The organism is Actinomadura syzygii, assembly GCF_008085905.1.
Lineage (GTDB): Bacteria > Actinomycetota > Actinomycetes > Streptosporangiales > Streptosporangiaceae > Spirillospora > Spirillospora syzygii.
This window is the reverse complement of the sequence record NZ_VSFF01000009.1, coordinates 249289-275647: the sequence shown is the minus strand read 5'-3', so window position 1 is coordinate 275647 and position 26359 is coordinate 249289. Positions and strand designations below refer to the sequence as shown.

Sequence of the window (26359 nt, the reverse complement as noted above, 5' to 3'; positions counted from 1 at the left end):
TGGCGAATCGGGTGCCCCGTCGACTAACGTTTGACTGAGTCAAACGTTTGGAGGGGTGCGGATGGAGGCCACCGAGGGGGACGTCGGAACGGTCCGCGCGTTCAACCGGTTCTACACCGGCGTCATCGGAGTGCTCGGCGAAGGGCTCGTCAAGACCCCGTACTCCCTGACCGAGGCGAGGGTGATCTTCGAGCTGGCCCAGCGCGAGGACACCGAGGTCCTCGCGCTGCGCCGCGTCCTCGACCTGGACGCGGGCTACCTCAGCCGGATGCTCGCGCGGTTCGAGACCGACGGGCTGGTCGCCCGCGAGCGCGCGGCGGGCGACGCGCGCCGCCAGATCGTCCGGCTCACGCCGCGCGGCAGGGAGGTGTTCGCGATGCTGGACGAGCGGTCCGTGGCCGAGATCCGCGACCTGCTGGACGGGCTGCCCGCCGCCGACCGACGCCGCCTCGTCGCCGCGATGAGCACCATCCACGGCATCCTCGGGGACCGCCCGCGCCCGGACGACTTCGTGCTGCGCCCGCTCCGTCCCGGCGACCTCGGCTGGGTGGTCGAGCGCAACGGCGCCCTCTACGACCAGGAGGTCGGCTGGGACCGCACCTACGAGGCCCTCGTCGCGAAGGTCGTCGCGGAGTACGTCCAGGACCACGACCCGGAGCGGGAGAACGCCTGGATCGCCGAGAGCGGCGGGGAGCGGGTCGGCGGCGTGTTCTGCGTCCGCCGGACCGACGACGTCGCCCAGCTCCGGCTGCTGCACGTCGAGCCGGGCGCCCGCGGGACGGGCGTCGGCGCCGCGCTGGTCGGCGAGTGCGTCCGCTTCGCGGCCGAGACCGGATACAAGGAGATCATGCTCTGGACCACGGCGCTCCAACGCGCGGCGCACCGCGTCTACGAGCGGGAGGGTTTCGTCCTGGACGAGGAGGAGCCGCCCGTCGAGCGCTTCGGAGACGTGGTCCACGGCCAAATCTGGCGCAAACGCCTGTGATCCCAGCCCTCGAATCCGGTCGCCCGTGAGCCAAGCGGCCATGAACCGGGCCGACATGAACCGGGCCGACATGAACCGGGCCGACATGAACCGGGCCGACATGAACCAAGCGGCCACGAGCCAAGCGGCCATGAACCGGGCGACATGAAGCAGGGCGCTATGAACCCGCTGCCAAGGACCCGGCGGCCATGAACCGTGGCCCGTGGGGCTTCGTTGGCTCCACGGGCCCGGCTCCGCAGCGATCCCTTACTGCGCGGGCGGCCGGGACGGGGGTCGGACGGAGTTCCGGCCGCCTGTGTTCACCGGCGTAGCGCCGGTTCTGCTGGGGACTGGCTCCCACCTCCTCTCCGCTCCGGGCCGGCCGGACGGGCCGGTCGGCGTGTCGGAGCGGGCGCCGCCGCGGCGCCCGGATGCCTGCGGCCGGGTCGGCGGCACGGCTGGAGGATGCCGCCGGCCCGGCCGGTGGGGGACGCCGGCGCCGCGGGGGCATGCGGTACCGGGGTCCGGGGATGGTCGATCGCGCGAGCCGCGCCGCCGGGGAGGTGCGCCGGTCCGGTACGGCCGAGGACCCGAGGTGTGCCGCCGCGCGTTCGCGCGGCGGCACCCGTCCGGGTACGGTGCCTGCCGCGGGGAACCAGGCCGCGGACGCCCTCGGCCGTACGGACCGGGCCCTGCGGGAAGGCGCGCGGCGTGACACGCGCGCCCGTACGCCGAGCACCGCGCGGGCGGGGCCGTTCCGGGAAATACCGCATGCCGACCCCTCCCGCCGCTGGACCTGGGACTTTGCCGTCCCGATGATCTTTCGTTCACCCAGTGTCACGATCTCGTTGCGGTAGGTACCCGCGCGTCATGGGCGCGTAAACCGGCACCGGCGCAAAGAATCGCCGCCGAGGGCCGGACTTTGCCATCGCATTGCCTTGCCGTCCCGAACTGCCAAGACGGGCAGATTTCGCGATTTTCGGGGAAGAGGCCACCGTGTGCGACCCGAAAACGGGTCCGGACCATCGACGACGCTTTGGGGGAGGCAACGATGGGCTTCGTCAAGACGCGTGACGGCAACGAGATCCACTACAAGGACTGGGGCAGGGGGCAGCCCGTCCTGTTCATCCACGGCTGGCCGCTGAACGCGGACGCCTGGGACGACCAGATGATGGCGGTCGCCGACGCCGGGTACCGGGGCATCGCCCACGACCGGCGCGGGCACGGGCGGTCCAGCCAGCCCTGGGAGGGCTACGACTTCGACACGTTCGCCGACGACCTCAACGACCTGATCGACGCGCTCGGCCTGTGGGACGTCGTGCTCGTCGCCCACTCGATGGGCGGCGGCGAACTGGCCCGCTACATCGGCCGCCACGGGACGAGCCGCGTGTCCAAGGCCGTCCTGCTGTCGGCGATCCCGCCGCTGATGATGCGGACGCCCGACAATCCCGAGGGCGTGCCGCCGGAGGTGTTCGACGACATCAAGGACGGCATCCTGGCGGAGCGGTCCCAGTACTGGAGGGACGCCTCGGCGCCGTTCTTCGGCGCGAACCGTCCGGGGACGAAGGCGACCCAGGGGAACCAGGACGCGTTCTGGTTCATGGCGATGCAGGAGAGCGTCAAGGCGGGCGTGGACTGCGTGACGGCCTTCGCCGAGACCGACTTCCACGAGGATCTGCGGGCGTTCGACGTCCCGACCCTGATCGTGCACGGCGACGACGACCAGATCGTGCCGATCGACGCCACCGGCCGCAAGGCCGCGCAGATCATTCCGAACGCGACGTTCAAGGTGTACGAGGGCTCGTCGCACGGAATCGCGCTCGTCCCCGGCGACAAGGAGCGCTTCATCGCCGACCTGCTGGAGTTCATGGCGATCTGAGAGCTCCCGGGCGCCAGGGGCGCCTGGCGGGCGGGCGGCGACGGGGCCCGCCGCCCGCCCGGGTCTCGGGCCCCGGCCGCCGGCCGTCAGCGGAAGTGGTTCTCCTTCAGTTCGATCACCCACGCGCGCCGCTCGGCGATCTTGCCGTCCCGCATGACGAACACCTCGGCCATGGACATGCGCATCTCGCCGCCCTCGGCGCGCCGGGCCACGCCGTTGATCTCCGCCATGACGACGTCGTCCTGCTCAACCATGCGCACGACCTCCAGCTCGGGCGGGTCGATGAAGTGGGGCGCGCCGTCGATCGCCTTGTCGTAGGCGTCCTTGCCGGTCAGGTGGAAGCCGCCGAAGACCGTCCACTCGATGTCGTCGGTCAGGCAGGACAGGATCTGCGCGTGGTCGTTCTTCCGGAAGCCGTCGAGGTAGGCGTTGACGGTGTCGGTGTTCCGCGACATGGCCGCTCGTCCTCCAGGTGGGATGTGAAGAGTGCTTGCTAAGTGCAAGCGCCCAGCGTAGCAGGGTGCGTGATCGCTGAGAGCGAACGTTGCTGCGGAAACAAATTGCTGCTCCGTTTTCTTGAGTGTGTATGACTCAACTTGACGGGTTGGGTCCTCTAGACGGACTTGGAGCTGAGCATGAGCGAGACCCTGACGCTGCCGGTGCTGCCCCTGGACGACGGGGTCGTTCTGCCCGGCATGGTGGTTCCCCTCGACCTGTCGGAGAGCGAGGTCCGCGCGGCCATCGAGGCGGCGCGGGCGGTGGCGCAGGCCAAGGGGCCGGGCATCCGGTCGGCGGGCAAGCCGCGCGTGCTGCTCGTCCCCAGGCTGGACGGGCGGTACGCCGGAGTCGGCACCCTCGGCGTGATCGAGCAGGAGGGACGGCTGCCCGGCGGCGAGCCGGGCGCGGTCGTCCGCGGCGTGTCGCGGGTGCGGATCGGCACCGGGACGACCGGTCCCGGCGCGGCGCTGTGGGTCGAGGGCACGGTGCTCGACGCGCCGCCCGCCTCCGGCCGGGAGCAGGAGCTGGCGAAGGAGTACAAGGGCCTGGTCAGCGCGATCCTGCAGAAGCGGGGCGCCTGGCAGGTCGTGGACGTCGTCCAGCAGATCGACGACCCGTCCACCCTGGCGGACAACGCCGGGTACGCGCCCTACCTGTCCGACGAGCAGAAGATCGAGCTGCTGGAGACCCCGGACGTGGTCGAGCGGCTCACGCTGGTGATCGGCTGGGCGCGCGACCACCTCGCCGAGCTGGACGTGGCGGAGACGATCCGCAAGGACGTCCAGGAGGGGATGGAGAAGACGCAGCGCGAGTTCCTGCTGCGCCAGCAGCAGGAGGCCATCCGCAAGGAGCTGGCCGAGCTGAACGGCGACCCCGCCGACGAGGAGGACGACTACCGCGCCCGGATCGAGGCCGCGAACCTCCCCGAGAAGGTGCGCGAGGCGGCGCTGAAGGAGGTCGACAAGCTGGAGCGGTCGTCCGACGCCTCGCCCGAGGGCGGCTGGATCCGCACGTGGCTGGACACCGTCCTCGACATCCCGTGGAACGAGCGCACCGAGGACGCCTACGACATCGCGGGCGCCCGCGAGATCCTCGACGCCGACCACGCGGGGCTGGACGACGTCAAGGAGCGCATCGTCGAGTACCTGGCCGTGCGCAAGCGCCGCGAGGAGCGGGGCCTGGGCGTCGTCGGCGGACGCAGGAGCGGCGCCGTCCTCGCCCTGACCGGCCCTCCCGGCGTGGGCAAGACCTCGCTGGGCGAGTCCGTCGCGCGGGCCATGGGACGTGAGTTCGTCCGGGTCGCGCTGGGCGGGGTGCGCGACGAGGCCGAGATCCGCGGACACCGCCGCACGTACGTCGGCGCGCTTCCGGGACGGATCGTCCGCGCCATCCGCGAGGCGGGCTCGATGAACCCGGTCGTCCTGCTGGACGAGGTCGACAAGGTCGGCGCCGACTACCGCGGCGACCCGACCGCGGCGCTGCTGGAGGTCCTCGACCCCGAGCAGAACCACACCTTCCGCGACCACTACCTGGAGGTCGAGCTTGACCTGAGCGACGTGCTGTTCCTCGCCACCGCGAACGTGGTGGAGGCGATCCCCGGCCCGCTGCTCGACCGGATGGAGCTCGTGGAGCTGGACGGCTACACCGAGCACGAGAAGGTCACCATCGCCCGCGACCACCTGCTGCCGCGCCAGCTCGACAAGGCGGGCCTGGAGGCGGCCGAGGTGGGCTTCGGCGACGACGCGCTGCGGCTGCTCGCGGCCGAGTACACCCGGGAGGCCGGCGTCCGGTCCCTGGACCGCTCGATCGCGCGGGTGCTGCGGAAGGTCGCGGCGAACGTGGCCCTCGGCAAGGCGTCGCTGCCGGTCTCGATCGGCGCGGACGACCTGAAGGGCTACCTCGGACGCCCGAGGTTCACCCCGGAGGTCGAGCTGAGCCGGAACGAGCGGCGGACCGGCGTGCCGGGCGTCGCGACCGGGCTCGCGGTCACCGGCGCGGGCGGCGACGTCCTCTACATCGAGGCGTCGCTGGCCGACAGGGAGACCGGCGACACGGGCGTGACGCTGACGGGGCAGCTCGGCGACGTCATGAAGGAGTCGGCCCGGATCGCGCTCAGCTACCTGCGCTCGCGCGGCGCGGAGCTGGAGCTGCCGGTCGGCGACCTGAAGGACCGCGGCGTCCACGTCCACGTTCCGGCGGGCGCGATCCCGAAGGACGGCCCGAGTGCGGGCATCACGATGACGACGGCCCTGGCGTCGCTGCTGTCGGGCCGTCCGGTCCGCGCGGACGTGGCGATGACCGGCGAGGTGTCGCTGACCGGGCGGGTGCTGCCGATCGGCGGGCTCAAGCAGAAGCTGCTGGCCGCGTCCCGGCTCGGCATCACGACCGCGATCGTGCCGAAGCGCAACGAGCCGGACCTGGAGGACGTCCCGGACGAGGTGCTCGACAACCTGACGGTCTTCACCGTCAGCGACGTGCGCGAGGTGCTGGACCTCGCGCTCGAACCGGCCACCACCACCGCTGTGGCGGCCTGACCAGCGAGGACGCCCGCGCCGGGTTCGCGCCCGGCGCGGGCGTCGCGTCGTCTATGGGGGATTCGGTCGTCCCTTATTCCGGTGCCTCGCATGAGCGACGCCACGGCGGGGATCGAACGTCGGGTGTTGGTGGAAATGTGGCAGCGTGCGGTACCTGGCGAAAAGGCGGCCTGGTACGTGGTGGTCCTGCGCGTGGTCGTGGTGGCGATCGCGCTCGGCTTTCTCGGCGTCTTCTTCTATTTCGCGTTCAGGCTGACCCTGACGCCCGTCCATGACCGGGGGCAGGCGGGCGGGAACACCGATCCGGGACGTTCACTGCGGTTCTATCTGGACCGTCCTACCAAGGAGGCCGTTCTCCAGTTGGGCGGCAATCTCGTCCTGCTGGCGCCCTTGGGCGTGCTTCTCCCGGTGATCTGGAAGTCCCTTCGCGGGCCGGTGCGGCTGGCCCTCGTCACGGGGGTCATGTCGCTGGCGATCGAGACGATCCAGGGGGCCTTCGTGGTCGGCCGGGCCTTCGACGTCGACGACGTCATCCTCAACGTCGCGGGGGTGGTGGTCGCTTATGTTCTGTTCGGGCGGCGACTTTCCCGAACTCTGCGCGGCGCTTGAGGGGGTCAGCGCGGGGTCAGGTGGAAGACCCTTAGCTGGCGTGGGTTCGTTCCACGTAGCGGTCGTAGACGGGCCAGACGGCGGTGAGGCGGGGCCAGACCTCCGTGCGTTCGCCGTCGTCCAGGAGGTGGGCCGTGACCGGGGTTGTGCGGCCCTGGAAACTGACCTCGGCCTCCGGGTTCTTGAGGAGGTTGCCCGTCCAGGCGGGGTGTTTCTCGCGTCCGAAGTTGGAGCCGACTACGTACCAGCCGCCCTTGGGGTCGGTGTCCGGCAGGCAGGCGAGCGGCGTCTGGCGGGACAGGCCGCTGACGGCTCCGGTCGTCGTCAGGACTAGGGATGGGACGAGGAGCTGCCCTAGGAGAAAGCGGCCTCCGGTGACCCTGTGAAGCGCCCGGTCGATCGGAGGCACGACCTTGGGGCCGACCTTGGCGAACCACGCCGCACCGGAGATCCGCTGGAACAGTGGACCGAACGCGCGCTGGACGAGGGTCGGCATCGGTTTCCCTCCGGGTGTGTTCGGGCGGGGCGCGAGGCGTCCCGCCCGGCGCGGGTTCAGATGGCCGCTGTCGGCCAGCCACCGCACCGAGTCGGTGACCGTTTCCTCGACGGGACGCAGGATCAGGCCGAGCGCGTCCAGGGCGGGACGGTCGTCGGTCGGCACCAGCGTCACCATGAACTCGGCGGCGTCGCGGGTGAGCGGGTAGTCGAAGGTGCGGACGCGTTTGGCCGCGTCCAGGGCGGAGCCGAGTCCGAGCATGACGGCGCTGGGGACGCGTATGCGGCGGCACCTCACGCCGGTGAGGCGGTCGCACAGGTCCGCGTACTGCGGCCATGTCAGGTAGTGGCCGCCAAGGAGCCATCGGCTGGGCCCCTGCCTCGCTTCGACGGAACGTGCCAAAGCCTCACCCACGTCGCGGACGTCGACGACCGACACACCGCCTCCGGGTAGGGGCCACACCTTTCCGAGCGCGGCGGCGAGACCCTCCATCAGGGCGTCCAGTGAAGGTTGATGGGGGCCGCAAATACCGCCCGGGTACAGGATCGTGACCGGTGCGCCTTCGTCCTGGAGACTGCGCACGTAGTGTTCGGCCTCCAACTTGGAGCGTCCGTAGGCGGTGCGAGGATTCGCCAGAGCACCCTGAGCGGTGATGACCCGGGCGGACGGCGGGACGAACACGGCGACGGTCGACACATGGATGACCGGGCTCAGCCCCTTGGCGACGGCGCCGCCGACCACGTTTCGCGTACCGCGCACGTTGATGTCGACCAGGTCGCCCGAAGCGCCGGTCACGCCGATCGCGGCGGCTGTGTGGATGGCGGCGTCGCAACCGTCGAGCGCCTCGGTCACGGCATCCGCGTCGAGCATGTCTCCTGGGACGAGTTCCACGTCCTCGGCGGCGACACCGATGGTCTGTAGCACTTTCGTCGTCTTCCCCGGGTCGCGGACAAGCGCGCGCGGGCGATGTCCCGCCGCCAGGAGGGCGCGGACGGTATGGGACCCGACGAACCCGGAGGCGCCGGTGACGAAAACCCGCATGACGGACAAACCTAGCGCTTGGTTCGAACTGGCTGACAGCCACCGCGCTGCGCCTTTCAGACTAGCCGCCGGTTTTTCGGACATCTTCCGGCCGATAAGACCGCCTCCGCTCGTTGACGGAGCCGGAGAGCGCCAGCCACACTCGTGGCCCACCTGACCGCCGACCGGGAGGGAATCGATGAGGATCGGACTGGCCGGCGCGGGGCGCATCGGTGCGCGCCACGCCGCCGCCCTCTGCGCACTGCCCGAGGTGGACGCCCTGGTCATCGCGGACGTTGACGCGGTCCGCGCGCGCGACCTCGTCGCCCGCCTGCCTTCGGAGCCGCGCGCCTTCGTGCCGGACACCGTCGAGGGCCTGTTCTCCGCCGGGCTCGACGGGCTCGTCGTCGCGGCCGCCACGGACGCGCACGCGGACCTCGTCGCGCGCGCGATGGCCGCCCGGATGCCGGTGTTCTGCGAGAAGCCGCTCGCCCCAGATCTTGATGGAACGTTCCAGGCCGTGGCCGCGTCCGCCGCCGCCGGGGTGCCGGTGCAGGTGGGGTTCCAGCGCCGGTTCGACGCCGGGAACGCGGCCGCGCGCGAGGCCGTGGCGTCGGGACGGCTCGGCTGGCTGCACACCGTCCGGTCGTGCAGCTTCGACCCCGCGCCGCCGCCCGCCGGGTACGTCCGGGCGTCCGGCGGGCTGTTCCGCGACTGCGTCATCCACGACCTGGACCTGATCCGGTTCGTGACCGGGCGCGAGGTCGTCCGGGTGATGGCCGCCGGAGCGAACCGCGGGGACGAGTTCTTCCGCGAGTGCGGCGACGTCGACACCGGCTCGGCCCTGCTCTTCCTGGACGACGGGACGCTCGGGGTCGTCTCCGCCACCCGCTACAACGCGGCGGGGTACGACTCGCGCCTCGAACTTTTCGGATCCAAGGACAGTGTCGTCACGGGACAGGACGCGCGTACGCCCGTGACCGCGCTACCGGAGCGAGGCAACGGGGCGAGGCATGTCTACAGCGGTTTCATGGAGCGGTTCGCCGACGCCTACGACGCGGAACTCCGTGCCTTCGTGGATGTGATTGCCGGTCGGCGAGGCAACCCATGTCCACCGGAAGAGGCACTTGAAGCGTTCTATCTCGCTGAGGCATGCGAGCTGTCCTTGAAGGAGGGACGGGTCGTCGGCACCGAGGAGGTGCGGCGATGACGGTCGCCGGAGTACCTCGCTGAGCCTCGACAGGACGGGCTGGGGCGCGATGGCCGCGGTCTGAATGGCTTGATCATGCGCCGTGTAACCACAGGTCGAAGGGCCTCTTCCGGAGCGCGCGATGATCATGTTTTGGTGTGTCACGGCGCGCAGGGAGCGCCGCTCGGCGGGGTTATCCACATTCTCGCGGACCCCTTGGAGACGCCCCCGGCGGTGGGGCATCGTGTGGGACGTCCCGGTCACGGAGGCGTCGGCGTCCAGCGGGGCGGTCGCCCACGAGCGGCTGCCGCGCCGAAGTCGGAACACCGGTGCCTGCCGCCGCCTTCTGTGATCAACTCCTCTGACCGATCATTCGGGGAGAAACGGAGAGCAGCCGATGAGAGGCGTTTTCGCGGGTGGAGCGTCCAGGGTCCTCGCGGTCCTGGCGGTGGCGGGGCTGCTGGCACTGGCCGCCTGCAGCAGCGAGGGCGGCAAGAAGGCGGAGAAGAGCACCGGGGGCGCCGGGCCCCGGCTGAAGATCGCCATGGTCACCCACTCCGGCCCCGGCGACACTTTTTGGGACATCATCCAAAAGGGCGCTCGGGCCGCCGCCGCGAAGGACAACACCGAGTTCCTCTACTCCGCCGACCCGGACGGCGGCAGACAGGCGCAGCTCGTCCAGGCCGCGATCGACAAGAAGGTCGACGGCATCATCGTCACCCTCGCCAAGCCCGACGCGATGAAGGACGCGCTGGCGCGCGCCGCCGCCGCGAAGATCCCGGTCGTGTCGATCAACTCCGGCGCGGGGGAGTCGGCGAAGCTCGGCGCGGTCGCCCACTTCGGGCAGGACGAGGCGATCGCCGGTGAGGCCGCTGGCGCCGAGATGGCGCGGATCGGCGCGAAGAAGGCGCTGTGCGTCGTCCACGAGCAGGGCAACGTCGGCCTCGAAGACCGCTGCGCCGGGGCGAAGAAGACGTTCGGCGGCGATCTGCAGAACCTGTTCGTGCCGGGCACGAACATGCCGGAGGTCAAGTCGTCCATCACGGCCAAGCTGCAGGCCGACAAGAGCATCGACGGCATCCTGACGCTGGGCGCGCCGTTCGCCGCGACGGCCGTCGACTCGGTCGAGGAGACCAACGCCAAGGCCAAGATCGGCACGTTCGACATGAACAAGGACCTCATCGCCTCGATCAAGTCGGGCGACATCCAGTTCGCCGTCGACCAGCAGCCCTACCTCCAGGGATACGAGGCGGTCGACCAGCTCTGGCTGCTGAAGAACAACGGCAACGTCCTCGGCGGCGGCCGCCCGGTGCTGACCGGCCCGGCCATCGTCACGAAGGCGAACGCCGCCGCGCTGGAGGCGTTCGCCACCCGGGGGACCCGATGACCCACGCGGTGGCGGAGCCGCCCGCGACCCGGCCCCCCGGCCCCGACGAGCGCCTGGCCCGGCAGTCGCCGCTGCGGCGGCTGCTCGGCCGCCCCGAACTCGGCGCGCTCCTCGGCGCGATCGCGTTGTTCGCGTTCTTCTCGCTCGTCGCCGACTCGTTCCTCCAGACCGACTCGTTCTCGACCGTGCTGTACGCGAGCTCCACGTTCGGGATCATGGCGGTCGGGGTTTCGCTGCTGATGATCGGCGGCGAGTTCGACCTGTCCGCCGGGGTGATGGTGACGTCCGCGGCGCTGATCGCCGCGCTCACCGCCTACCAGTTCACGCTGAACGTGTGGGCGGGCGTCGTGATCTCCCTCGTCCTGACGCTCGGTCTCGGCATGGTGAACGGCCTGCTCTACGTCCGGACGCGGCTGCCGAGCTTCATCATCACGCTCGCCACGTTCTTCATGCTGGCGGGCCTGAACCTCGGTGTGACGAAGGCGCTGACCGGCAACGTCGCGAGCGACTCCGTCCGCGACATGGACGGCTTCGACAGCGCTCGCACCGTGTTCGCGTCCGACGTCGACGTCCTCGGCGTCAACGTCAAGGTCACGGTGTTCTGGTGGCTGCTGTTCGTCGCGGTCGCGACCTGGATCCTGCTGCGCGCCCGCGTCGGCAACTGGATCTTCGCGGCGGGCGGCGCGGCGGGCAGCGCCCGCGCGGTCGGCGTCCCGGTCGACCGCGTCAAGATCGGCCTGTTCATGGGCGTCGCGTTCTGCGCCTGGTTCTCCGGGATGCACCTGGTGTTCGCGTTCGCGACCGTCCAGTCGGGTGAGGGCGTCGGCAACGAGTTCCTCTACATCATCTGCGCCGTCATCGGCGGCTGCCTGCTGACCGGCGGCTACGGGTCGGCGATCGGCGCGGCGATCGGCGCGTTCATCTTCGGCATGACGAACAAGGGCATCGTCTACGCCGAATGGAACCCCGACTGGTTCCGCTTCTTCCTCGGCGCGATGCTCCTCATCGCCACCGTGGTGAACCTGATCGTGCGGCGCAGAGTGGAGCGGTCGTCATGACGGAGAAGACGTCCGGGGCGGCGGCGCCGCTCCTCAGGCTGACCGGCGTCGGCAAGAACTACGGCAACGTCATCGCGCTGCGGGACGTCAGCTTGGAGGCGTCCGAGGGCGAGGTCACCTGCGTGCTCGGCGACAACGGCGCGGGCAAGTCGACGCTCATCAAGGTCGTCGCCGGACTGCACCGCCACGACACCGGCACCTACGAGGTCCAGGGCGAGAAGGTCGCGTTCGGGTCGCCCCGCGACGCGCTCGACCGTGGCATCGCCACGGTCTACCAAGACCTCGCCGTCGTCCCGCTGATGCCGGTGTGGCGCAACTTCTTCCTAGGCTCAGAGAAGCGCAAGCGCTTCGCTGTCATGGACGTCGAGTTCATGCGCGAGACCACCCACCGCGAAATGGCCGCGATGGGCATCGACCTGCGGGACGTCAACCAGCCCATCGGCACCCTCTCCGGAGGCGAACGGCAGTGCGTGGCGATCGCCCGCGCGGTCTACTTCGGCGCCAAGGCCCTCGTCCTGGACGAACCCACCGCCGCGCTCGGCGTCAAGCAGGCCGGGGTGGTGCTCCGGTACGTCGTCCAGGCGCGCGAACGCGGCCTCGCGGTCATCTTCATCACGCACAACCCGCACCACGCCTACCCGGTCGGCGACCGCTTCCTGATCCTCAACCGCGGACAGAGCATCGGCTACCACGCCAAGAACGACATCACCCGCGACGAACTGACCGCTCTCATGGCGGGAGGCAGCGAACTGGAGGAACTCGCACACGAACTGGACACCACCGCCGCAGGCACGGCAGCCGCCAAAGAACTGAGAAAGGAGACCCTCAACCCCTAATCCTCCGGGCGGTCGCGCGGGTTCAGGTCCACTCGGCGCTGCGACACCTCCTGCTAGCCCAGCGCCGAGAACGCAGGTCCCGCAGGGTCAGGCCCACTCGGCGTGTTGGAGCATGCGGGCCAGGTTCGGCGTGTTCCAGATGTCCACGATGAGGACCTTGGAGACCGGGAGGTACCAGAGGCGCTCGGTGTAGGTGAACCGGGTCCTGCGGTTGGGGCCGTACCCGCTGGGGTCGTCGCGCGTGTAGCAGGGGACGACCCATTCCCGGTACTCGGCCTTCTTGGAACCGACGTCCGCGAGGCGGTTCACCGTCAGCCGGGCCCCGTCCTGGACGCCGACCGCGCGCAGATCCTCGTGCTCGGGGCAGCTCATGCCCTCGTCCTGGCTGAACATCGAGGCATAGGTGTCGGACGCCGAGTACCTGTTCGCGACGTAGGCGTAACTGTCATCGAGGAAGGAGCGTCCGAGGACATGGACACCGGGGCACCACGCCTGGCCGGGAGAGAGCGACGCCCTTACCGGTTCGCCCTTGGAGCATGTTCTCCAGGTGCTCACGTAGAAGCTGTCGCTCGGCGGCCTTTCCTCTTCCCCGTTGGGCTTCGTCCAGGTGAACGGGATCCCGTAGGTCTTCCAGAACGCCGGGGTCTTGAGCGTGATCTGGCCGATCCGCAGCGGGACGCCCGGCAGGGGCTGATCGGCCCGCACCGCGGCGGGCGGCCGGTCCTCCTTGGTCGCCTCGTAGACGCCGATCCCGCCCGCGGTCGCGCCGACGACGGCCGTGCCCGCGACCGCGACCGCGGCCTTGGCGCCGACGGCGGCGAGGATCCCGGACGACCCGGCGGCCGCGCCGGCTCCCGCTCCCGCACCGGCGGCCGGGGCGAGCCCGGCGGCGAGCGGGAACAGCGCGGCCAGGGCGACGGCCGTCCCGGCGAGGGCGCGCACGCCGCGGGCCTCCCAGTCCGGCCCGTAGGCGGTCCGGGCGAGCTCGTCCAGTTCGGCGACGAACGCCGCCGCGCTCGCGGGCCGGTCCGCCGGGTCCTTCGCCATGCCCTGCGCCACGAGCGGTCGCAGCGGCTCGGGCGCGTCCTCCGCCGGGACGTCCCCGGACAGGTGCCCCGCCATGATCGACGCGCGGTCCCCGGCCCCGTACGGGCGGCGCCCCGTCAGCGCCTCGAAGAACACGCAGGTGGCCGCGTAGACGTCGGCGGCGGGCGTGGCCGGTTCGCCGCGCCACTGCTCGGGCGCCATGTAGAGCGGAGTGCCGCCGCCCGGCGCGGCGCCCTCGGGCGCGGCGATGCCGAAGTCGATGAGCTTGCTGCGCCCGTCCGCGGGGACGATCACGTTCGCGGGCTTGTAGTCCCGGTGCACGACGCCGACCGCGTGTGCGGCGGCGAGGCCGAGCAGCGACCCTCTGAGCACGGTCAGCGCCGCCTCCGGCTCCAGCCGCCCGTACCGGCCGAGGATCTCCTTGAACGAGACGCCGTCCACGGCCTCCATCACGATGGCGAGGTCGTCGTCGTGCTCGACGAGCCGGAAGAGCCGCGCCACATGCGGGTCGTCGACCTGCCCGAGCATCCGCGCCTCGTCCCGGAACCGCGCCCGCGCGTCCGGGTCGGCGTCCGCGGGCAGGTACTTGATCGCGACGGGTGTGCCGCTCCCGGCATGCCGCGCGAGCACGACCCGCCCCTGGCCGCCGCGTCCCAGCTCGCGGACCTCATCGAACCCCGCCACCCGCCATTCCGCCACGGGCCCGCTCCTCAAGCTAGGTCTGCGATCTCCCCCATTCTGACGCCGCCCCGGCACGACGGGTTGGCCCCACGACCGCTACTCCGGTTCAACCGCCGCGGTGGCAGGGTACGTGCTCGGCGAGCGGGCGATCTGGTCGGCGAGTTTGCGGACGCGGGGCTCGTGGTCGTCGTAGCCGACGACGACCGGGGGCTCGTTGTAGGGCATCGTGTCGGACGAACGGCGCAGCTTCACGTACTGTCCGCAGGCGTCGATCGCGTACGGCTCCATGTCGTCCTGGAGCGCGCCGATCACCGTGATGCCGTGCGTCTCGCCGATCTTGCGGAACAGCGCGACGGCCTCCTTGCGGTGCTCCTTGCCGAGGTTCCGGCCGAGCTCGTCGAGGACGAGGCAGAGGCGTCCGCCGCCGGAGCTCGCGAGCGCCGCCGCGCACACCAGCTTGACGGCCTTCTCGTCCATGAGCGCCGTGTTGGCGCGCCGGTTGTAGGGGACGTAGCGCTGCCCTTCCGAGCGCCGCCATTTCGGCGTGACCCGCCAGCGCCATTCCTGCTCCGGGTCGCCGGGCTGCTCGGGCGTGGGGAACTCCAGCGTCGCGCCATAGCCGCCGTACGCGACGTCGAGCTTCTCGAACTCGTCCGACACCCGCTGGAGACGCGCCCGGATCGCGGCCGTCAGCGCGGTGCGGTGCGCTTCCGCCGCGCCTGCCGCCTCCGCCGCGCCCTTCTGCGCCTTCTCCAAGTCGGTGCGACGTGCGGACAACTGCACTTCGATCTGGCGCCGTTGGTGCTTCTCGTAGTCGTCCTGCTGGCGCAGATACGCCTCAAGGGATTTCGCCAGGCGTGGGAACGTCGCCTGTTCGCGGTCGGTGCGCCGCCCCTCGCCCTCGGCGCGTTCGCGCAGGAGGAAGCGCGTCTCCTCGGGCATGTCCTCGTCGGACGGCCCGTCCGGGAAGACTCGGCGGAGCGCCTCCGAAAGGTGTTTCTCAGCGGTGTGCCACCATTCGGCGGGCGTCCATGTCGCCTCGTCGTCGTCCAGCCCGGACAGCCATTCGGCCGCACCCTCGCGGGTGCCGCCCCACTCCTTCTCCAGGGCGTCGAGGCCGAGCACGGCCCGCTTGTCGGCCAGCTCGGCCGACGCCCGCCGGACCTTGTCCCGCTCGCGTTCGTGCGCCTCCCGGCGGCCGCGGAGCCGGTCGATCTCCAGCGCGCGCGTGTCGGCCTTCGCCTGCAGCCGCCGCAGCGTCTGCTCCGCCGCGCCGAGCCGCGGGCCCAGCCGGGACTCGCCCGCCGCCAGCTCCTCCAGGCGTTCGCGCAGCTCCGTCATCGTGTCGCGGACGGCGTCCAGCTCGTCGGCCGCGCCGGCGCCCGCGAGTCGCCGCCCGGCGAGGGCCACGTCGGCGGCGGCGTCGGACGTGGCCCGCCGCGCCCGTTCCAGGGTCTCCCGCGCGGTCTCAAGCGCGGCGTGCGCCGCCCGCACGCGCGCCACGCGCCCGGTGACCGGCTCCGCGAATCCGCCCACGACGACGACTCCGGCACCGCCCTCCGCCATGCCGCCGGAGTGGACGGGATCGCCCGCAAGAGCGGCGAAGAACCGTCCAAGCGACGGCTCGCAACGCACCCCGTCCGGCAGCCCTCCGCCCCCGGAACGGCTGCTGCTCTCGGAAATGCCGCAGCCCTCGGAGACGGGGGTGCCGTCAGGCTCGGCGGCGTCGTTGGGTTGGGCAGCGCTCTCAGGTGGGGCGGCGCTGTCGGGTTGGGCGGCGCTCTCGGGATGCGGTGGTTCGGTGGGCTGGGTCCTGCTGGCGGGGTGGGAGTCTGCGGGGACGATCATGGAGCCGGGCATGTTCCTGAGGGCGGTGACGGCGGCGGGGAGGTCGTCCGCGCTGACGACGACGGCCTCCCGGTACGGCCACAGCGCGGCCTCCCAGCGTTCCCGGACGTCGTCCGCCAGCTCCACCGCGTCCAGCAGGCCGACCGCGGTGATCCCCTCGGCGGCGAGCGCGCGGATCTGCGCGGGCGCGCTGCCCTCGCCCGCCTCCGCCTCGGCGAGGGACCGCTCCGCGCGGGCGACCGCGCCCTTCGCCATGCCCAGTTCCTGCTGCGCCTCGTCCCGGCGCGCCTCCGCGGCGGCCAGCTCGGCGCGGGCGGCGGCGCCGTCGCGGCCGTCCGCCTCGCGCCGCCGCTCCTCCAGCGCGGACACCTGGCGGCGCAGCTCGTCCAGCCGGTCGCGGGCGACGGCCTTGTCCGCGGCGAGCTTGCCCGCCTGGCCCTTCAGCTCGGCGAGGGCCGCCCCGGCCTCCTGCGACTGCGCGTCCAGGGCCCCGCCGGTGAGCTGCTCGATCTCGCGTTCGGCGGCCTTCGCGGCGGCGGCCAGCTCCGCGCCCTCCGCGCGCAGCCGCTCCTGCTCGGCGGCGTGCGCGGCGTCGGCGGCGGACGCGTCCGCGAGCAGCCGCGCCTGCCGCGTCCGCCAGTGCCGCAGCGCCGCCGCGACCTCGTCCCGCGCTCGGTCGCGGCGGTCGAACGTCTTCAGCAGGGACGCCGCGTCGCGCTCCCAGTCGGCGAGCCGCTCGGAGGCCTCCGCCGCCTTGGCGCGCTCGCGGTGCTCCTCCGCCCGCGACTTGCGCTCCGCCTCGAGCTCCCGGTCGAGCCCGGTCAGCGCGGCGATCGCGCTGAAGATCCGCTCCGGGCTGATCTCGTTCAGCGGCTGCGACAGCAGGTTCGTCGCGACCTTCGACCTCACCGACGTGGACAGGAACGACACGCAACGCACCTGGCCCCCGTACAGGACGCGGGACAGGTCCTTCGCGACGAGGTCGCGCCGCCCGGCGCTGCGCGGCAGCCCGGCCCACAGCCGGTCCGCCAGCGAGACCCGCTCGGCCTCCGACGGCGCCGCCGCCAGGTGGACGCCGTCCCGCCAGCGGATCTCCAGGTGCGGCGCGTCCACGTTCACGCGCAGCCAGACGGTGACGGCGGTCTCCCCGTCGTCCTCCACGCGGTCGGCGTGGTCGAAGACGCCGACGATGTAACCGTGGTCCGCGCTCGCCCACTGGCTGTCGCCCTGCGCGGCGAGTTCCGCGTTGAAAAGCAGCTCCGCCACCGCGCGCGCTCCGGACGCGAACCGCCACTGCTCGTCCCCGAGCAGTGCGGTGATGGCGGCGATGAAGGACGACTTGCCCGCGCCGTTGGAGTCCTTCGGGCCCTGCCCGGCGACCACGATCAGCGTCCCCGGGACGGTCGGGACAGGGTGCGTGGACAGCCGCGAGATGTTCACCGCCTGCACGGCGACCAGCGTCCGGTCGCCTACCACGTTCTCCGCGTCGCCGCGCGCCGGGACCGGCACCAGCGGTTCGAGGACGGCCGTCATGCGCTCTCCCCCTGCTCGCGTTCCCGGCCCCTGCGGCGCGCCCGGATCGCCGCGGCGAGCGGCGAGTCGGGGCCCGCGGCCAGGATCAGCTCTTCTTGCAGCCGCCGCCGCGCGGCGACGGTCAGCCGGTGGAACTGCGGGCCGGGGACGAAGCCGCCGGCGTCGTCCGCGCCCGCCTTGACCTGCGAGACCAGTCCGGCGAGGCGGAGCCTGCGCAGCGCCGAGTCCAGCTCCCCGACGGGCAGTTGGGTGCGTCGGCGCAGCTCGTCCAGCGGGGTCGGATGGGGCGACAGCCACGTGTCGTCGGCGAGCTGTCCCGCCGCCCGCGGGATCGCCACCGAGTGGATCAGGACGAGCGTCAGCACGGCCCGCTCCCGCACCGGTGGGACGCACTCGGGGTCTTTCGCCAGTTCGGCGGCGACGTCGTCCCGGTATCCGGACGTCCAGCTCGTCTGCTCGTGGCGCACGAGCGTGCGGCCGCCGAGCGCGAGCATCTCCTCGACCGTCCGGCGGAGCGCGGGCTCCCGCAACGCTGCGAACCGGACCTCCGGGACGGGCTCGGCCGCGTGCTCGACCGCCATGTACGCGGCGACGAGCTCGGCCCGGCGCCGCTCGTCGTACGACCGCAGCAGGCCATCGAACGGGTCACTCATCGCCGTCCTGCCCGAATTTCCCTGGGGTCCCCGGGAGTTCGCCGGACGAGCCGACCGGCGGCGCGGCTGGCCGCGCGGCGGGCGAGTTATCCACAGGCGCAAGTTTTTCGTCGGTAGAGGCGGACGGTGCGTAAGGATCTGATGACAGAGGGGAATCAAGGTCGTTCGGAGGTGCTGATGAGCCGCTCGGTTCGGTGGCGGGCCGGGGCTCCGTCTGCGCGGGTTCCGGCTGTGCGGGCTCTGCCTGCGGGGGTTCGGGCAGGCGGTGGAGGAGGTCCCGGAGGGAGGCGAGGGAGCCCTCCGACCAGAGCGCGACCCGGGGGCCCAGGCGGACGCTCCCGGAGGGCTCGTCGAGCAGCAGCCAGCCGGTGTCCGACAGGCGGCGCAGCTCGCCGGTGGCCCAGCGCCGGGCCAGGTCGGTGTCGCTGCGCGTCATGTTCGCGTACACGTCCAGGACGTCCGCGACCGTGGCGGCCGTGCCCGGCCAGGGCGCGTCGTCGAGCCGCCGCCAGCAGCAGCGGAGCGCCGCGGCGAGGACGCGGCGGGCCAGTCCCGCGCGGTCCAGCGGCATGGGCGCGGTGTCGTACTCCTCCAGCAGCGCGGGCGTGGCGCCGTCCGGCCAGACGGGGAGGAGCCAGACGCGGGCGCCGTCCGTCGCCGCGGCCGTGCCCGGCGGGACGGGGTCGGCCGCCGGGATCGACGGCGCGCCCAGCGCGCGGGCGCGTGCGCGGGCCAGTACGTGCGGGTCCACGGCCGGAGCGGCGGCCGGAGCGACACGCGAGCCAGCACGCGGGGCGGCGGAGGAGGCGACATGCCGCGCGCCGGACGGGACGCCGGAGACGTCCCGTGGTGGGGGAGCGGTCACGTGCCCGTCCTCTCGAACCAGCCCGGGGACACCCAGGTCGGGGTGCCCGCGGGCCGCACGGTCAGATCGTCCGACCAGACGAGCCGGTAGGGGAGTTCGGGATGCAGATGTACGGACGACAGGTCGGCGAGGATGCGGCGCGCCGTCGGCCAGTCCTGGGCGAGGACGTCCTCGACGGCGACCCGGTCGCGCCCCCGGAGGACCTGCTCGGCGATGTCGCGGAGCCGGTCGGCCGCGGCCGTGTCGGAGCCCGTGTCGCCCGACAGGCCAGTGTCCGGGACGGCCGGGCGCGGCGGTGCGGGACGCGGCGGCGTCGCGCGCGGGCCGTCCTCCACGGCGGTCACCACCGCCGACGGCTCGTGCCACGGCGCGGCGGCGTCGAAGACGAATCCGTCCAGGACGGCGGCGAGGTCCTCGCGGGACGCGGTGCGCGTGAACGTCCGCCACGTCTCGGGCGGCAGGAGGGTCAGGTTCCGGGTCGTGCCCGCGGAGTCCGACAGGCGGGCGGCGGCGCGGCGCGACGCGTCGCCGTAGGCGTAGATCGCGGCGCGCAGGTCGGTGCACGTCCGGTCGAGCTGCGGCCACCGGCGCAGGATCGCGCCGTGCAGCCGCTCCGCGCGCACCAGGATCTCCTCGGTGCCCCACAGCTTCGGCGCCTGCTCGCGAAGCTCCTCGATCGTCCCGTTCGTCAGCGTGACCAGCTCGACGCTCCACAGCCGGAACGCGCGCGCCAGGCCGTCCGCGCCGTCGCGCGCCTGCTCCGGCGTCATCCGCGGGTCGGCGACGTTGAGCTGCTCGAGGGCGAGCAGGCGGTGCATCTCGCTCTGGCCGCCGTCCAGCATCATCCGCCGGACGAACATCAGCCCGACCACGCTCGTGAACGACGCCCGGTAGCGGAGCTGGTTCGGCTTCGGGAACACCTCCCGGACGGCGCCGAGCCCCTTCAGCACCCGCAGCCGGTTCTCGAACACCTCCGGCGGGTAGCGGCGGCACACGTACCGCATCTGCTCGCGGCTCAGCCCGTCCTCGCCCGCGTCGGCGAACGCGGCGAGCAGCGTCTCGGCGACGTCCACGAGCTCCGGGTCGTCCACGACGGCGCCGCTGTCGCGGGCCAGCGCGGCGAACATCTGCCGGTAGACGCCCAGCACCGCCTCGCCGACCAGCACGTCGTCGAGGCTGGCGGCCGCGTTCTCGGAGGCGGTGGACACGGCGCACTACGGTACGGCCCGCACGCCGCCAGGGTGGAATCGGCGGCCTCCTCCGGGGACAATCGAGAACGCGAAAGCGTGGCGGTGCACGGAGAGCGATGCCACACTCACGCCATGACGGATGTCCCGGCCGCGGGGCGCACCGGGCACGGAACGGCAGGGAACATGGCCACGCCGCACACCCCCGTGAAGACGAACCTCCCCGCCGAGCCCAACGCCTTCGTCGGCCGCGAGCGCGACGTCGCCGACCTCGGCCGCCTGCTGGAGGGCATGCGCGCCGTGACGCTGTGCGGCGCGGGCGGCATCGGCAAGACCAGGCTCGCGCTGCACGTCGCGCACACCCTGCTCGCCGCGCACCCCGACGGCGTGTGGTTCGTGGAACTGGCCGACGTCCGCCCGGACGGCGCGCCGGAGCCGGTCGCGCGCCGCGTCGCCGCGGTCCTCGACGTCGCCGAGGAGGACGGTCGCCCCCTCACCGAGACGCTCGCCGACGCCTTACGTGCCCCCGCCGCGCTGATCGTCCTCGACAACTGCGAGCACGTCGTCGAGGAGTGCGCCAAGCTCACCGGCATGCTGCTCGCCCGCTGCCCGCGGCTGCGGGTGCTCGCCACCAGCCGGGAGCCGCTGCGCATGGCGGGCGAGAACGTCTGGCGGGTGCCGCCGCTGGAGCCGGACGAGGCCGAGCGGCTGTTCGTCGAGCGCGCGAGGGCCGCCCGGCCCGGTTTCGCCGGGACGGACGCCGTCCACGAGGTCATCCGCGCCCTCGACGGGATGCCGCTCGCGCTGGAGCTCGCCGCCGCCCGCGTCCGAGTCCTGTCGGTGGACCAGATCGCCCGCCGCCTCGCCGACCGGTTCCGGCTGCTCAGCGCCGGGGAGCGCACCGCCCCCGCCCGGCAGCGCACGCTGCGCGCCGCGATCGACTGGAGTCACGGCCTGCTCGACGAGCCCGAACGCACCCTCCTGCGCCGCCTCTCCGTCTTCGCGGGCTGGACGCTGGAGCAGGCCGAGCTCGTCTGCGCCGACGCCGCGCTGCCCGCCGACGACGTCCTCGACCTGCTCACCGCGCTGGTCGACAAGTCCCTCGTCGCGGTGGCCGGCGAGCTGGCGGGCGAGGTGCGGTTCCGGCAGCTCGACAGCATCCGCGAGTACGCCGCCGAGCGGCTCGCCGACGCCGGGGAGGAGCCGTTCCGCGCGCGGCACCGCGACGCCGTCCTCGACGCGGCCGAACGGGACGGCCGCATGGCCGTCGCCTACGACCCCGCTCCCTGGGCCGCGCGGGTCGCGCTGTTCAACCGGTACGACGTCGAGCTCGGCAACGTCGTCGCCGCGCTGACCTGGTCGTTCGACCACGGCGACATCGCCGAGGGCCTGCGGATCTGCACCGCGCTCCGCACCTTCTGGATCGTGCGCGGCCGGGTCGCCGAATGGGCCGACTGGACCGACCGCTTCCTCTCCGCCGCGCACGGTCTCGACCCGGACGTCCTCGGCCCGGCCCTCGCCGGACGCGCCCAGCTCGCCGTCGGCGGCCGCGACTTCGCCCAGGCGGCCCGCTACGCGGAGGAGGCGCTCGCGCCCTGCCGCCGCTGCGGGGACGACTTCATGACCGCGACCGCGCTGATCACGAGCGCCGAATGCCTGGTCCGCGCCGGACGGTTCGCGGAGGCCGCCGAACGCCTCGACGAGGCCGACGCGATCGCCGCCGGACCGCGCCAGGAGTGGAACCGCGGCTACGCCTCCGCCGCCCGCGGCTACCTGCTGATCCGCGGCTCCCGGCTGCGCGAGGCCCGCGAGCACCTGGACGCCGCCGCGTCCGTCATGCGCGACATCGGCCAGCTCTGGGGCGCCTCGCACGCGATGATCGGCCTCGGCCGCCTCGCCGAGCTGCGCGGCGACGCGGCGTCCGCGCGCGGCCACTACGCCGAGGTCCTGCCGATCCTGGCGGAGATCGGAGCCCGTCCCGAGATGGCCCGCGCGCTCGCCGGGCTCGGCCGCGTGGCGCTGGAACAAGGGGACCCGTACTCGGCCCGCGACTCGCTCTCGCAGAGCCTCACGCTGAGCCGGTCGTCCGGCATCCGGCTCGACATCGCCCGCGCCCTGGACGCCTTCGCGGAACTGGTCGCCGTCGAGGGCGACGCCCGTGGCGCCGTGATGCTGGCGGGCTCCGCGTCCGCCCTGCGCGAGGCGACCGGCCGCGAGCCGGGCTCGGGCGCCCGCCGCGAACGCACCCTGGAGCCCATCCGCCGCAAGCTGGGTGAGCCCTTGGTGGCCCAGTTCTGGGGCGAGGGCCGCGCAATGCCCGCCGACGACGCCGTTGCCTACGCCCTCCGTGCTCCGGACGAAGCCTCCAACGGTGCGACCTCGCCCGCTGACGTCCTTCCCAACGGAGTGGCGCGGGTGTCCGTCCCGTTGCCGCGCGCCGCCGGAGTCGCGGAGCCGTCGACGCCACCGAGCACGCTCACCCCGCGGGAACGCGAGATCGCCCGGCTCATCGCCCGCGGCCTCAGCAATCGCGGCGTCGCCGACGAACTCGTCATCAGCCCCGCTACCGTGGCGCGCCACGTCACGAACATTCTGACGAAGCTCGGCTTCTCGTCCCGCGCCCAGATAGCCGCCTGGGCCGTGGACAACATCCGCGCGGAAGGCCCGTCCCCGCCGTCTCCCTGACCACGATGCGAGGGCGAGCGGAGCGGGCTCTGCCACCGCTGCCACTCCCAATGGTCCTGAGGATGTGTACACAGAGCGGCTCACCATCGCCGGCGCGAATACGACGGTGGTTGCACATTTCGGAGCATGTGCGGCCGCGACCACCGATCTAGCTTCGGCGACATGCTTTCCAGAGGTGTAGACCCGGCGCCCGCCTACCCCGCGGTGACGGTGACGCGGGCCGTACTGGGCGCGGCGGGCGCCGGCTCTGCACGGCCTGCGGTCATTGATGCCGTGTCCGGGAACGCGATCTCGTACGCAGAACTGACCATCAAGGTCGAGGCCGCTGCGGCGGGCCTCGTCCGCGAGGGGCTCGGACCGGGCGATGTCGTAGCGCTGCACCTGCTGGACGGTCCGGAGTTCGCCATCGCCCTCCACGCTGTCATCGCGATGGGCGCGGCACCATTCCCGACCGACGCCGCCGAACCCGTCGATGCCGGGCTCGTGCACGCAGTCATCACACAACCCGGTCGGGGCACGGATGCGGGAGAGGGGGCGCGCCTACTTCATCTCGATGACCTCTTGCTCAGTGATGCCCTCTTGGTAAGTGACGACGGGCTAGACGACGCCCAACCGGCATCCGCCCAGTCCGCAACACCCCCGCCTTCCTCATCGCGTAGAGACCCCACGCCCCCCGACGATCGTCCGATACCCGCCGACCCCGGAGCACCCGAGGATCCCGCGTGGGCTGCCGGCCGTGCACCGTCTACCGATCCTGGAGCATTCGGGGGTTCCGCGTCGCCTGGTGGTCGTTCGGTGCTCGGCGGTCCCGAAGCAGCCGAGAGCCCCGCGTCGCCTGGTGGTCGTCTGGTGCCTGGCGATCCTGGATCCGCCCTGGGTTCTGCCTCGTCTGGTGGTCGTTCGGTGCCCGTCGATCTCGGAGGACTCCGGGGTTCTACGGCGGCCAGCGTCGTTCCGAGTAGTCGGCCTCCGGGGCCTGGTGAACAGGCGATTGCTGGTGGGCTTGCTGAGGGTGGTCGTCCTGCGGGGGCTCGTGAGGATGACGTTGTTGGTGGCTCTGGTGTCGGTGGGGGCTCGGGTTCGGGTGTAGGTCTATCGCCTACTGGTGAGCGTTCGGGAGTTGCTCGGTTCGAGGTGGGCGAAGGGGCGGTTGGAGGGGGTGAGCGTCCCTCGGCGGAGGATGGCGATGCGTCGCATAGAGGGGGTGTCGGGGGTGACTCGGAGAAAGCTCGCGGGGATTCTTGGGTGCTTGGTGGGAGTGAAGGGTTCTCGGGGCGCGATCGTCTTGCGGTAGGCGGGCCGTCTGGGGGTGCGGCGGGAGTCGGTCAAGGGACGAGCGGGGATCCTGATCGGGATGTCGCGTTGGTCGTTTGGGGGCGGGGGGAGCAGGGACGGGCTGGCGACGTCGTTCGGTTGACGCATGCCGAGGTCGTCGCTGGGCTGGTGCGGGTCGCGGATTCCGGGCTGCTCGGTGGGTCCGATGTCGTGCTGAGCGCGCTGCCGTTCAGCGATGTGCTCGGCGTCAACGGGGTGCTCAATCCGGTATTGCGGCTCGGGGCCACGGTCGTCGCGTGCGCGGGGACGAGACGGCCTGATCTCCTGCGTGCCCTGCGCGACCACCGGGTGACCGTCGCGGTGCTGCCGCCCCGGCTCGTGGAGGCGCTCGCCTACGACCGTGCGGTGTCGCGGTACGAGCTCGGGGCGCTGCGGGCGGTCGTCGCCGCGGGCGGCCCGCTCGCGGCGGAGGACGCGCGGGCCGCCGCCGCGCGGCTCGGGTGCCCCGTCCGGCAGGCGTACGGCCTGGCCGAGGCCGCCGGGCTCACGCACCTCAACCTGCGGGCCGTCGAGGAGGGCACGCTCGACTCCGTCGGACGGGGACTGCCCGGCGTGACGTGGCGGATCGTCCATCCGCGGAGGGGGACGGCGCAGCCGTCCTACCAGCCGGGGGAGCTGTGCGTGCGGCTGCCGGTCGCGCGGACCGCGGCGGTGCCCGTCCGGTGGCTGCCCACGGGCGACTCGGCGTTCGCCGACGACCACGAGCGCGTGTTCATCCTCGGGCGGCTCCCGGCCGTCCGGTCCGAGCCGCCCGGCGAACCGGAGCCGGTGCTGGCGGCGCATCCCGCCGTCGAGGACGCCGTCGTCGCCCCCGCCCCGGACGACGACCTCGGGCTCGCGCCGCACGCCTTCGTCGTCCTGGCGGAGCGGGCGTCCGAGGGCGATCTGCTCGCGTACGTCAACAAGCACGTCCACCGGACGCGGATGGTGTCCGCCGTGCACGTCGTCGACGAGATCCCGCGCGCGCCGGACGGGCAGGTGCGGCGGCGGGCGCTGCTCGAACGCGCCGGGCTCGCCCCGTGATCTACACACCCGCCTACACAGTTCTTCGGATGTGGCGCGGGGTGCGCGCGGCATACGTTCGGCGCATGCCCGAGGGAACCAGCGCCCCGGTCACGCTCGCCGGGACGACGATCACCGAGGCCGTCCTGGACGCGGCCGGGGCCGACGCGGTCCGGCGCGGCGACCGGGTCGCCCTCGTCGACCCCGGGAAGCGGCTCGGTCACGCGGAGTTCGCCGAGACGGTCGCGGCCGCGGCGCACGGCCTGCGGCAGCACGGCGTCCGGCGCGGCGACGTGGGCGCGATCCATGTCTCGGGCGTCTGCGACCTCGCGCTCGCCGTCCACGCGGTGGGCGCGGCGGGGGCGGTCCCGGCGCCGCTGCCGCCGGACGCGGAGCCCGCCGAGGTCGCCCACCTGATGAACGCCTCGGGCGCCCGGTTCCTGCTGACCGGCGAGGGCACGGCGGCGCGGGCCCTCGCGGGGGCGGAGCGGTCGTATGTCCGGCAGGTCTTCGCGTTCGGGGACGTCCCGGGCACGACGCCCTTCGCCCGCCTCCTGGAGAAGGGGCCCGGCGCCGCCCCGCCGCCGCCCGACCCGCTCCGCGACCCGGCGCTGCGGCTGTGCGTCCCGCCGGAGGAGATCACGCACGCCGACCGGCTCGCCGACCTGTACCGGCTCGGCGGCGCGCTGGGCCTGGGCGACGGCGACGTGCTGGTCCTCCCCGGCCAGGACGTCACCGTTCCCACCTGGGTCGGTCTCGTCGACCTGTGCCTCAGCCAAGGCGTCACCCTGGTCGGCGTCCCCGGCCCAGAACCTCGCGACGTGCTGGAGGCGATCCGCGAACACGAGGCGACCGCGGCCGTCGTCACGCCCGCCAAGCTCCGCGCCATCGCGTTCGACCACGCCCGCGCCCTCGTGCCGGACGTCCGCCTGCTCGTCACCGCCGCACCCGCCGCCGAGGCCGTCCGCGCCTGCCGGACCCGCCACGGCTGGACGGTCGCCCCCCTGCCCTGACCGGGGGCCCAAGAGCCCGCCCCAGCGCATCCGCCGCCCC

The 26359-nt window shown here is 72.7% G+C and carries 19 protein-coding genes and 1 pseudogene; 13 read left to right on the top strand and 7 right to left on the bottom strand.

Going from position 1 to position 26359, the window contains the following annotated elements; translation table 11 throughout:
* The first annotated feature begins 61 nt into the window (after nt 1-61).
* The 3 genes from FXF65_RS24045 (at nt 62) to FXF65_RS24035 (ending at nt 2843) form a co-directional block, all read left to right on the top strand.
* Nucleotides 62-985, top strand: a complete 924-nt coding sequence (locus tag FXF65_RS24045) for a bifunctional helix-turn-helix transcriptional regulator/GNAT family N-acetyltransferase (RefSeq protein WP_148352271.1) — start codon at nt 62-64, stop codon at nt 983-985.
* A gap of 40 nt (nt 986-1025) precedes the next feature.
* Nucleotides 1026-1133 (top strand): pentapeptide repeat-containing protein, encoded by a 108-nt coding sequence (locus FXF65_RS46280; RefSeq protein WP_148352270.1) that lies wholly within the window; start codon nt 1026-1028, stop codon nt 1131-1133.
* An 882-nt stretch (nt 1134-2015) separates the two neighbouring features.
* A complete protein-coding gene (locus FXF65_RS24035; RefSeq protein WP_148352269.1) occupies nt 2016-2843 on the top strand; it encodes an alpha/beta fold hydrolase in 828 nt (275 codons plus the stop codon).
* A gap of 86 nt (nt 2844-2929) precedes the next feature.
* Here FXF65_RS24035 and FXF65_RS24030 read toward each other — a convergent pair whose 3' ends face one another.
* Entirely contained in the window at nt 2930-3298 is a 369-nt protein-coding gene (locus tag FXF65_RS24030) for a nuclear transport factor 2 family protein (protein ID WP_148352268.1), read from the bottom strand.
* 180 nt (nt 3299-3478) lie between these two features.
* Here FXF65_RS24030 and lon point away from each other — a divergent pair, with 180 nt between their 5' ends.
* Together lon and FXF65_RS24020 are read left to right on the top strand one after the other, a co-directional pair.
* Nucleotides 3479-5875 carry an endopeptidase La gene (gene lon / locus FXF65_RS24025; RefSeq protein ID WP_148352267.1) on the top strand — a complete coding sequence of 799 codons (2397 nt, stop codon included), beginning with the start codon at nt 3479-3481 and terminating at the stop codon, nt 5873-5875.
* 90 nt (nt 5876-5965) lie between these two features.
* Nucleotides 5966-6484 carry a VanZ family protein gene (locus FXF65_RS24020; protein ID WP_148352266.1) on the top strand — a complete coding sequence of 173 codons (519 nt, stop codon included), beginning with the start codon at nt 5966-5968 and terminating at the stop codon, nt 6482-6484.
* Nucleotides 6485-6515: 31 nt separating this feature from the next.
* On the opposite strand, the gene FXF65_RS24015 is transcribed toward FXF65_RS24020, so the two are convergent.
* Nucleotides 6516-8021 carry a nitroreductase family deazaflavin-dependent oxidoreductase gene (locus tag FXF65_RS24015; protein ID WP_246199047.1) on the bottom strand — a complete coding sequence of 502 codons (1506 nt, stop codon included), beginning with the start codon at nt 8019-8021 and terminating at the stop codon, nt 6516-6518.
* A gap of 178 nt (nt 8022-8199) precedes the next feature.
* Between FXF65_RS24015 and FXF65_RS24010 the strand changes: the two genes are divergently transcribed.
* The 4 genes from FXF65_RS24010 (at nt 8200) to FXF65_RS23995 (ending at nt 12470) form a co-directional block, all read left to right on the top strand.
* Nucleotides 8200-9210: a Gfo/Idh/MocA family protein gene (locus tag FXF65_RS24010; protein ID WP_148352265.1), complete on the top strand. Its 1011-nt coding sequence runs from the start codon at nt 8200-8202 to the stop codon at nt 9208-9210.
* Between the two features lie 376 nt (nt 9211-9586).
* Nucleotides 9587-10576 carry a substrate-binding domain-containing protein gene (locus tag FXF65_RS24005; RefSeq protein WP_148352264.1) on the top strand — a complete coding sequence of 330 codons (990 nt, stop codon included), beginning with the start codon at nt 9587-9589 and terminating at the stop codon, nt 10574-10576.
* A complete protein-coding gene (locus FXF65_RS24000; RefSeq protein ID WP_148352263.1) occupies nt 10573-11634 on the top strand; it encodes an ABC transporter permease in 1062 nt (353 codons plus the stop codon). Before FXF65_RS24005 ends, FXF65_RS24000 begins: the two co-directional genes overlap by 4 nt.
* Complete coding sequence (locus tag FXF65_RS23995) at nt 11631-12470, top strand: ATP-binding cassette domain-containing protein (RefSeq protein ID WP_148352262.1); 840 nt, start codon at nt 11631-11633, stop codon at nt 12468-12470. Before FXF65_RS24000 ends, FXF65_RS23995 begins: the two co-directional genes overlap by 4 nt.
* A gap of 87 nt (nt 12471-12557) precedes the next feature.
* Here FXF65_RS23995 and FXF65_RS23990 read toward each other — a convergent pair whose 3' ends face one another.
* The 5 genes from FXF65_RS23990 to FXF65_RS23970 all read right to left on the bottom strand — a co-directional run bounded on the left by FXF65_RS23990 (nt 12558) and on the right by FXF65_RS23970 (nt 20305).
* Nucleotides 12558-14216 carry a serine/threonine-protein kinase gene (locus FXF65_RS23990; RefSeq protein WP_148352261.1) on the bottom strand — a complete coding sequence of 553 codons (1659 nt, stop codon included), beginning with the start codon at nt 14214-14216 and terminating at the stop codon, nt 12558-12560.
* Between the two features lie 78 nt (nt 14217-14294).
* Nucleotides 14295-17579, bottom strand: coding sequence for a coiled-coil domain-containing protein (locus FXF65_RS23985; protein WP_148352260.1), 3285 nt, complete (start codon nt 17577-17579; stop codon nt 14295-14297).
* Nucleotides 17576-18232 (bottom strand): DprA-like winged helix domain-containing protein, encoded by a 657-nt coding sequence (locus FXF65_RS23980; RefSeq protein WP_148352259.1) that lies wholly within the window; start codon nt 18230-18232, stop codon nt 17576-17578. Before FXF65_RS23980 ends, FXF65_RS23985 begins: the two co-directional genes overlap by 4 nt.
* Nucleotides 18225-19097 (bottom strand): hypothetical protein, encoded by an 873-nt coding sequence (locus FXF65_RS45395; protein WP_246199046.1) that lies wholly within the window; start codon nt 19095-19097, stop codon nt 18225-18227. The genes FXF65_RS23980 and FXF65_RS45395 overlap by 8 nt, the downstream gene beginning before the upstream one ends.
* Nucleotides 19094-20305, bottom strand: coding sequence for a hypothetical protein (locus tag FXF65_RS23970; protein WP_148352258.1), 1212 nt, complete (start codon nt 20303-20305; stop codon nt 19094-19096). Before FXF65_RS23970 ends, FXF65_RS45395 begins: the two co-directional genes overlap by 4 nt.
* Before the next feature lie 114 nt (nt 20306-20419).
* Here FXF65_RS23970 and FXF65_RS23965 point away from each other — a divergent pair, with 114 nt between their 5' ends.
* The 4 genes and pseudogenes from FXF65_RS23965 to FXF65_RS23955 all read left to right on the top strand — a co-directional run bounded on the left by FXF65_RS23965 (nt 20420) and on the right by FXF65_RS23955 (nt 26319).
* Nucleotides 20420-22969 (top strand): helix-turn-helix transcriptional regulator, encoded by a 2550-nt coding sequence (locus FXF65_RS23965; protein WP_246199045.1) that lies wholly within the window; start codon nt 20420-20422, stop codon nt 22967-22969.
* A gap of 126 nt (nt 22970-23095) precedes the next feature.
* Nucleotides 23096-23419: pseudogene (locus FXF65_RS46275) on the top strand (AMP-binding protein); the annotation flags it as partial.
* Nucleotides 23420-24382: 963 nt separating this feature from the next.
* On the top strand, nt 24383-25327 hold the full coding sequence (locus tag FXF65_RS45390; RefSeq protein ID WP_246199044.1) for a class I adenylate-forming enzyme family protein: 945 nt from the start codon (nt 24383-24385) through the stop codon (nt 25325-25327).
* A gap of 65 nt (nt 25328-25392) precedes the next feature.
* Nucleotides 25393-26319 carry an AMP-binding protein gene (locus tag FXF65_RS23955; RefSeq protein WP_246199043.1) on the top strand — a complete coding sequence of 309 codons (927 nt, stop codon included), beginning with the start codon at nt 25393-25395 and terminating at the stop codon, nt 26317-26319.
* The last annotated feature ends 40 nt before the right edge of the window (nt 26320-26359 follow it).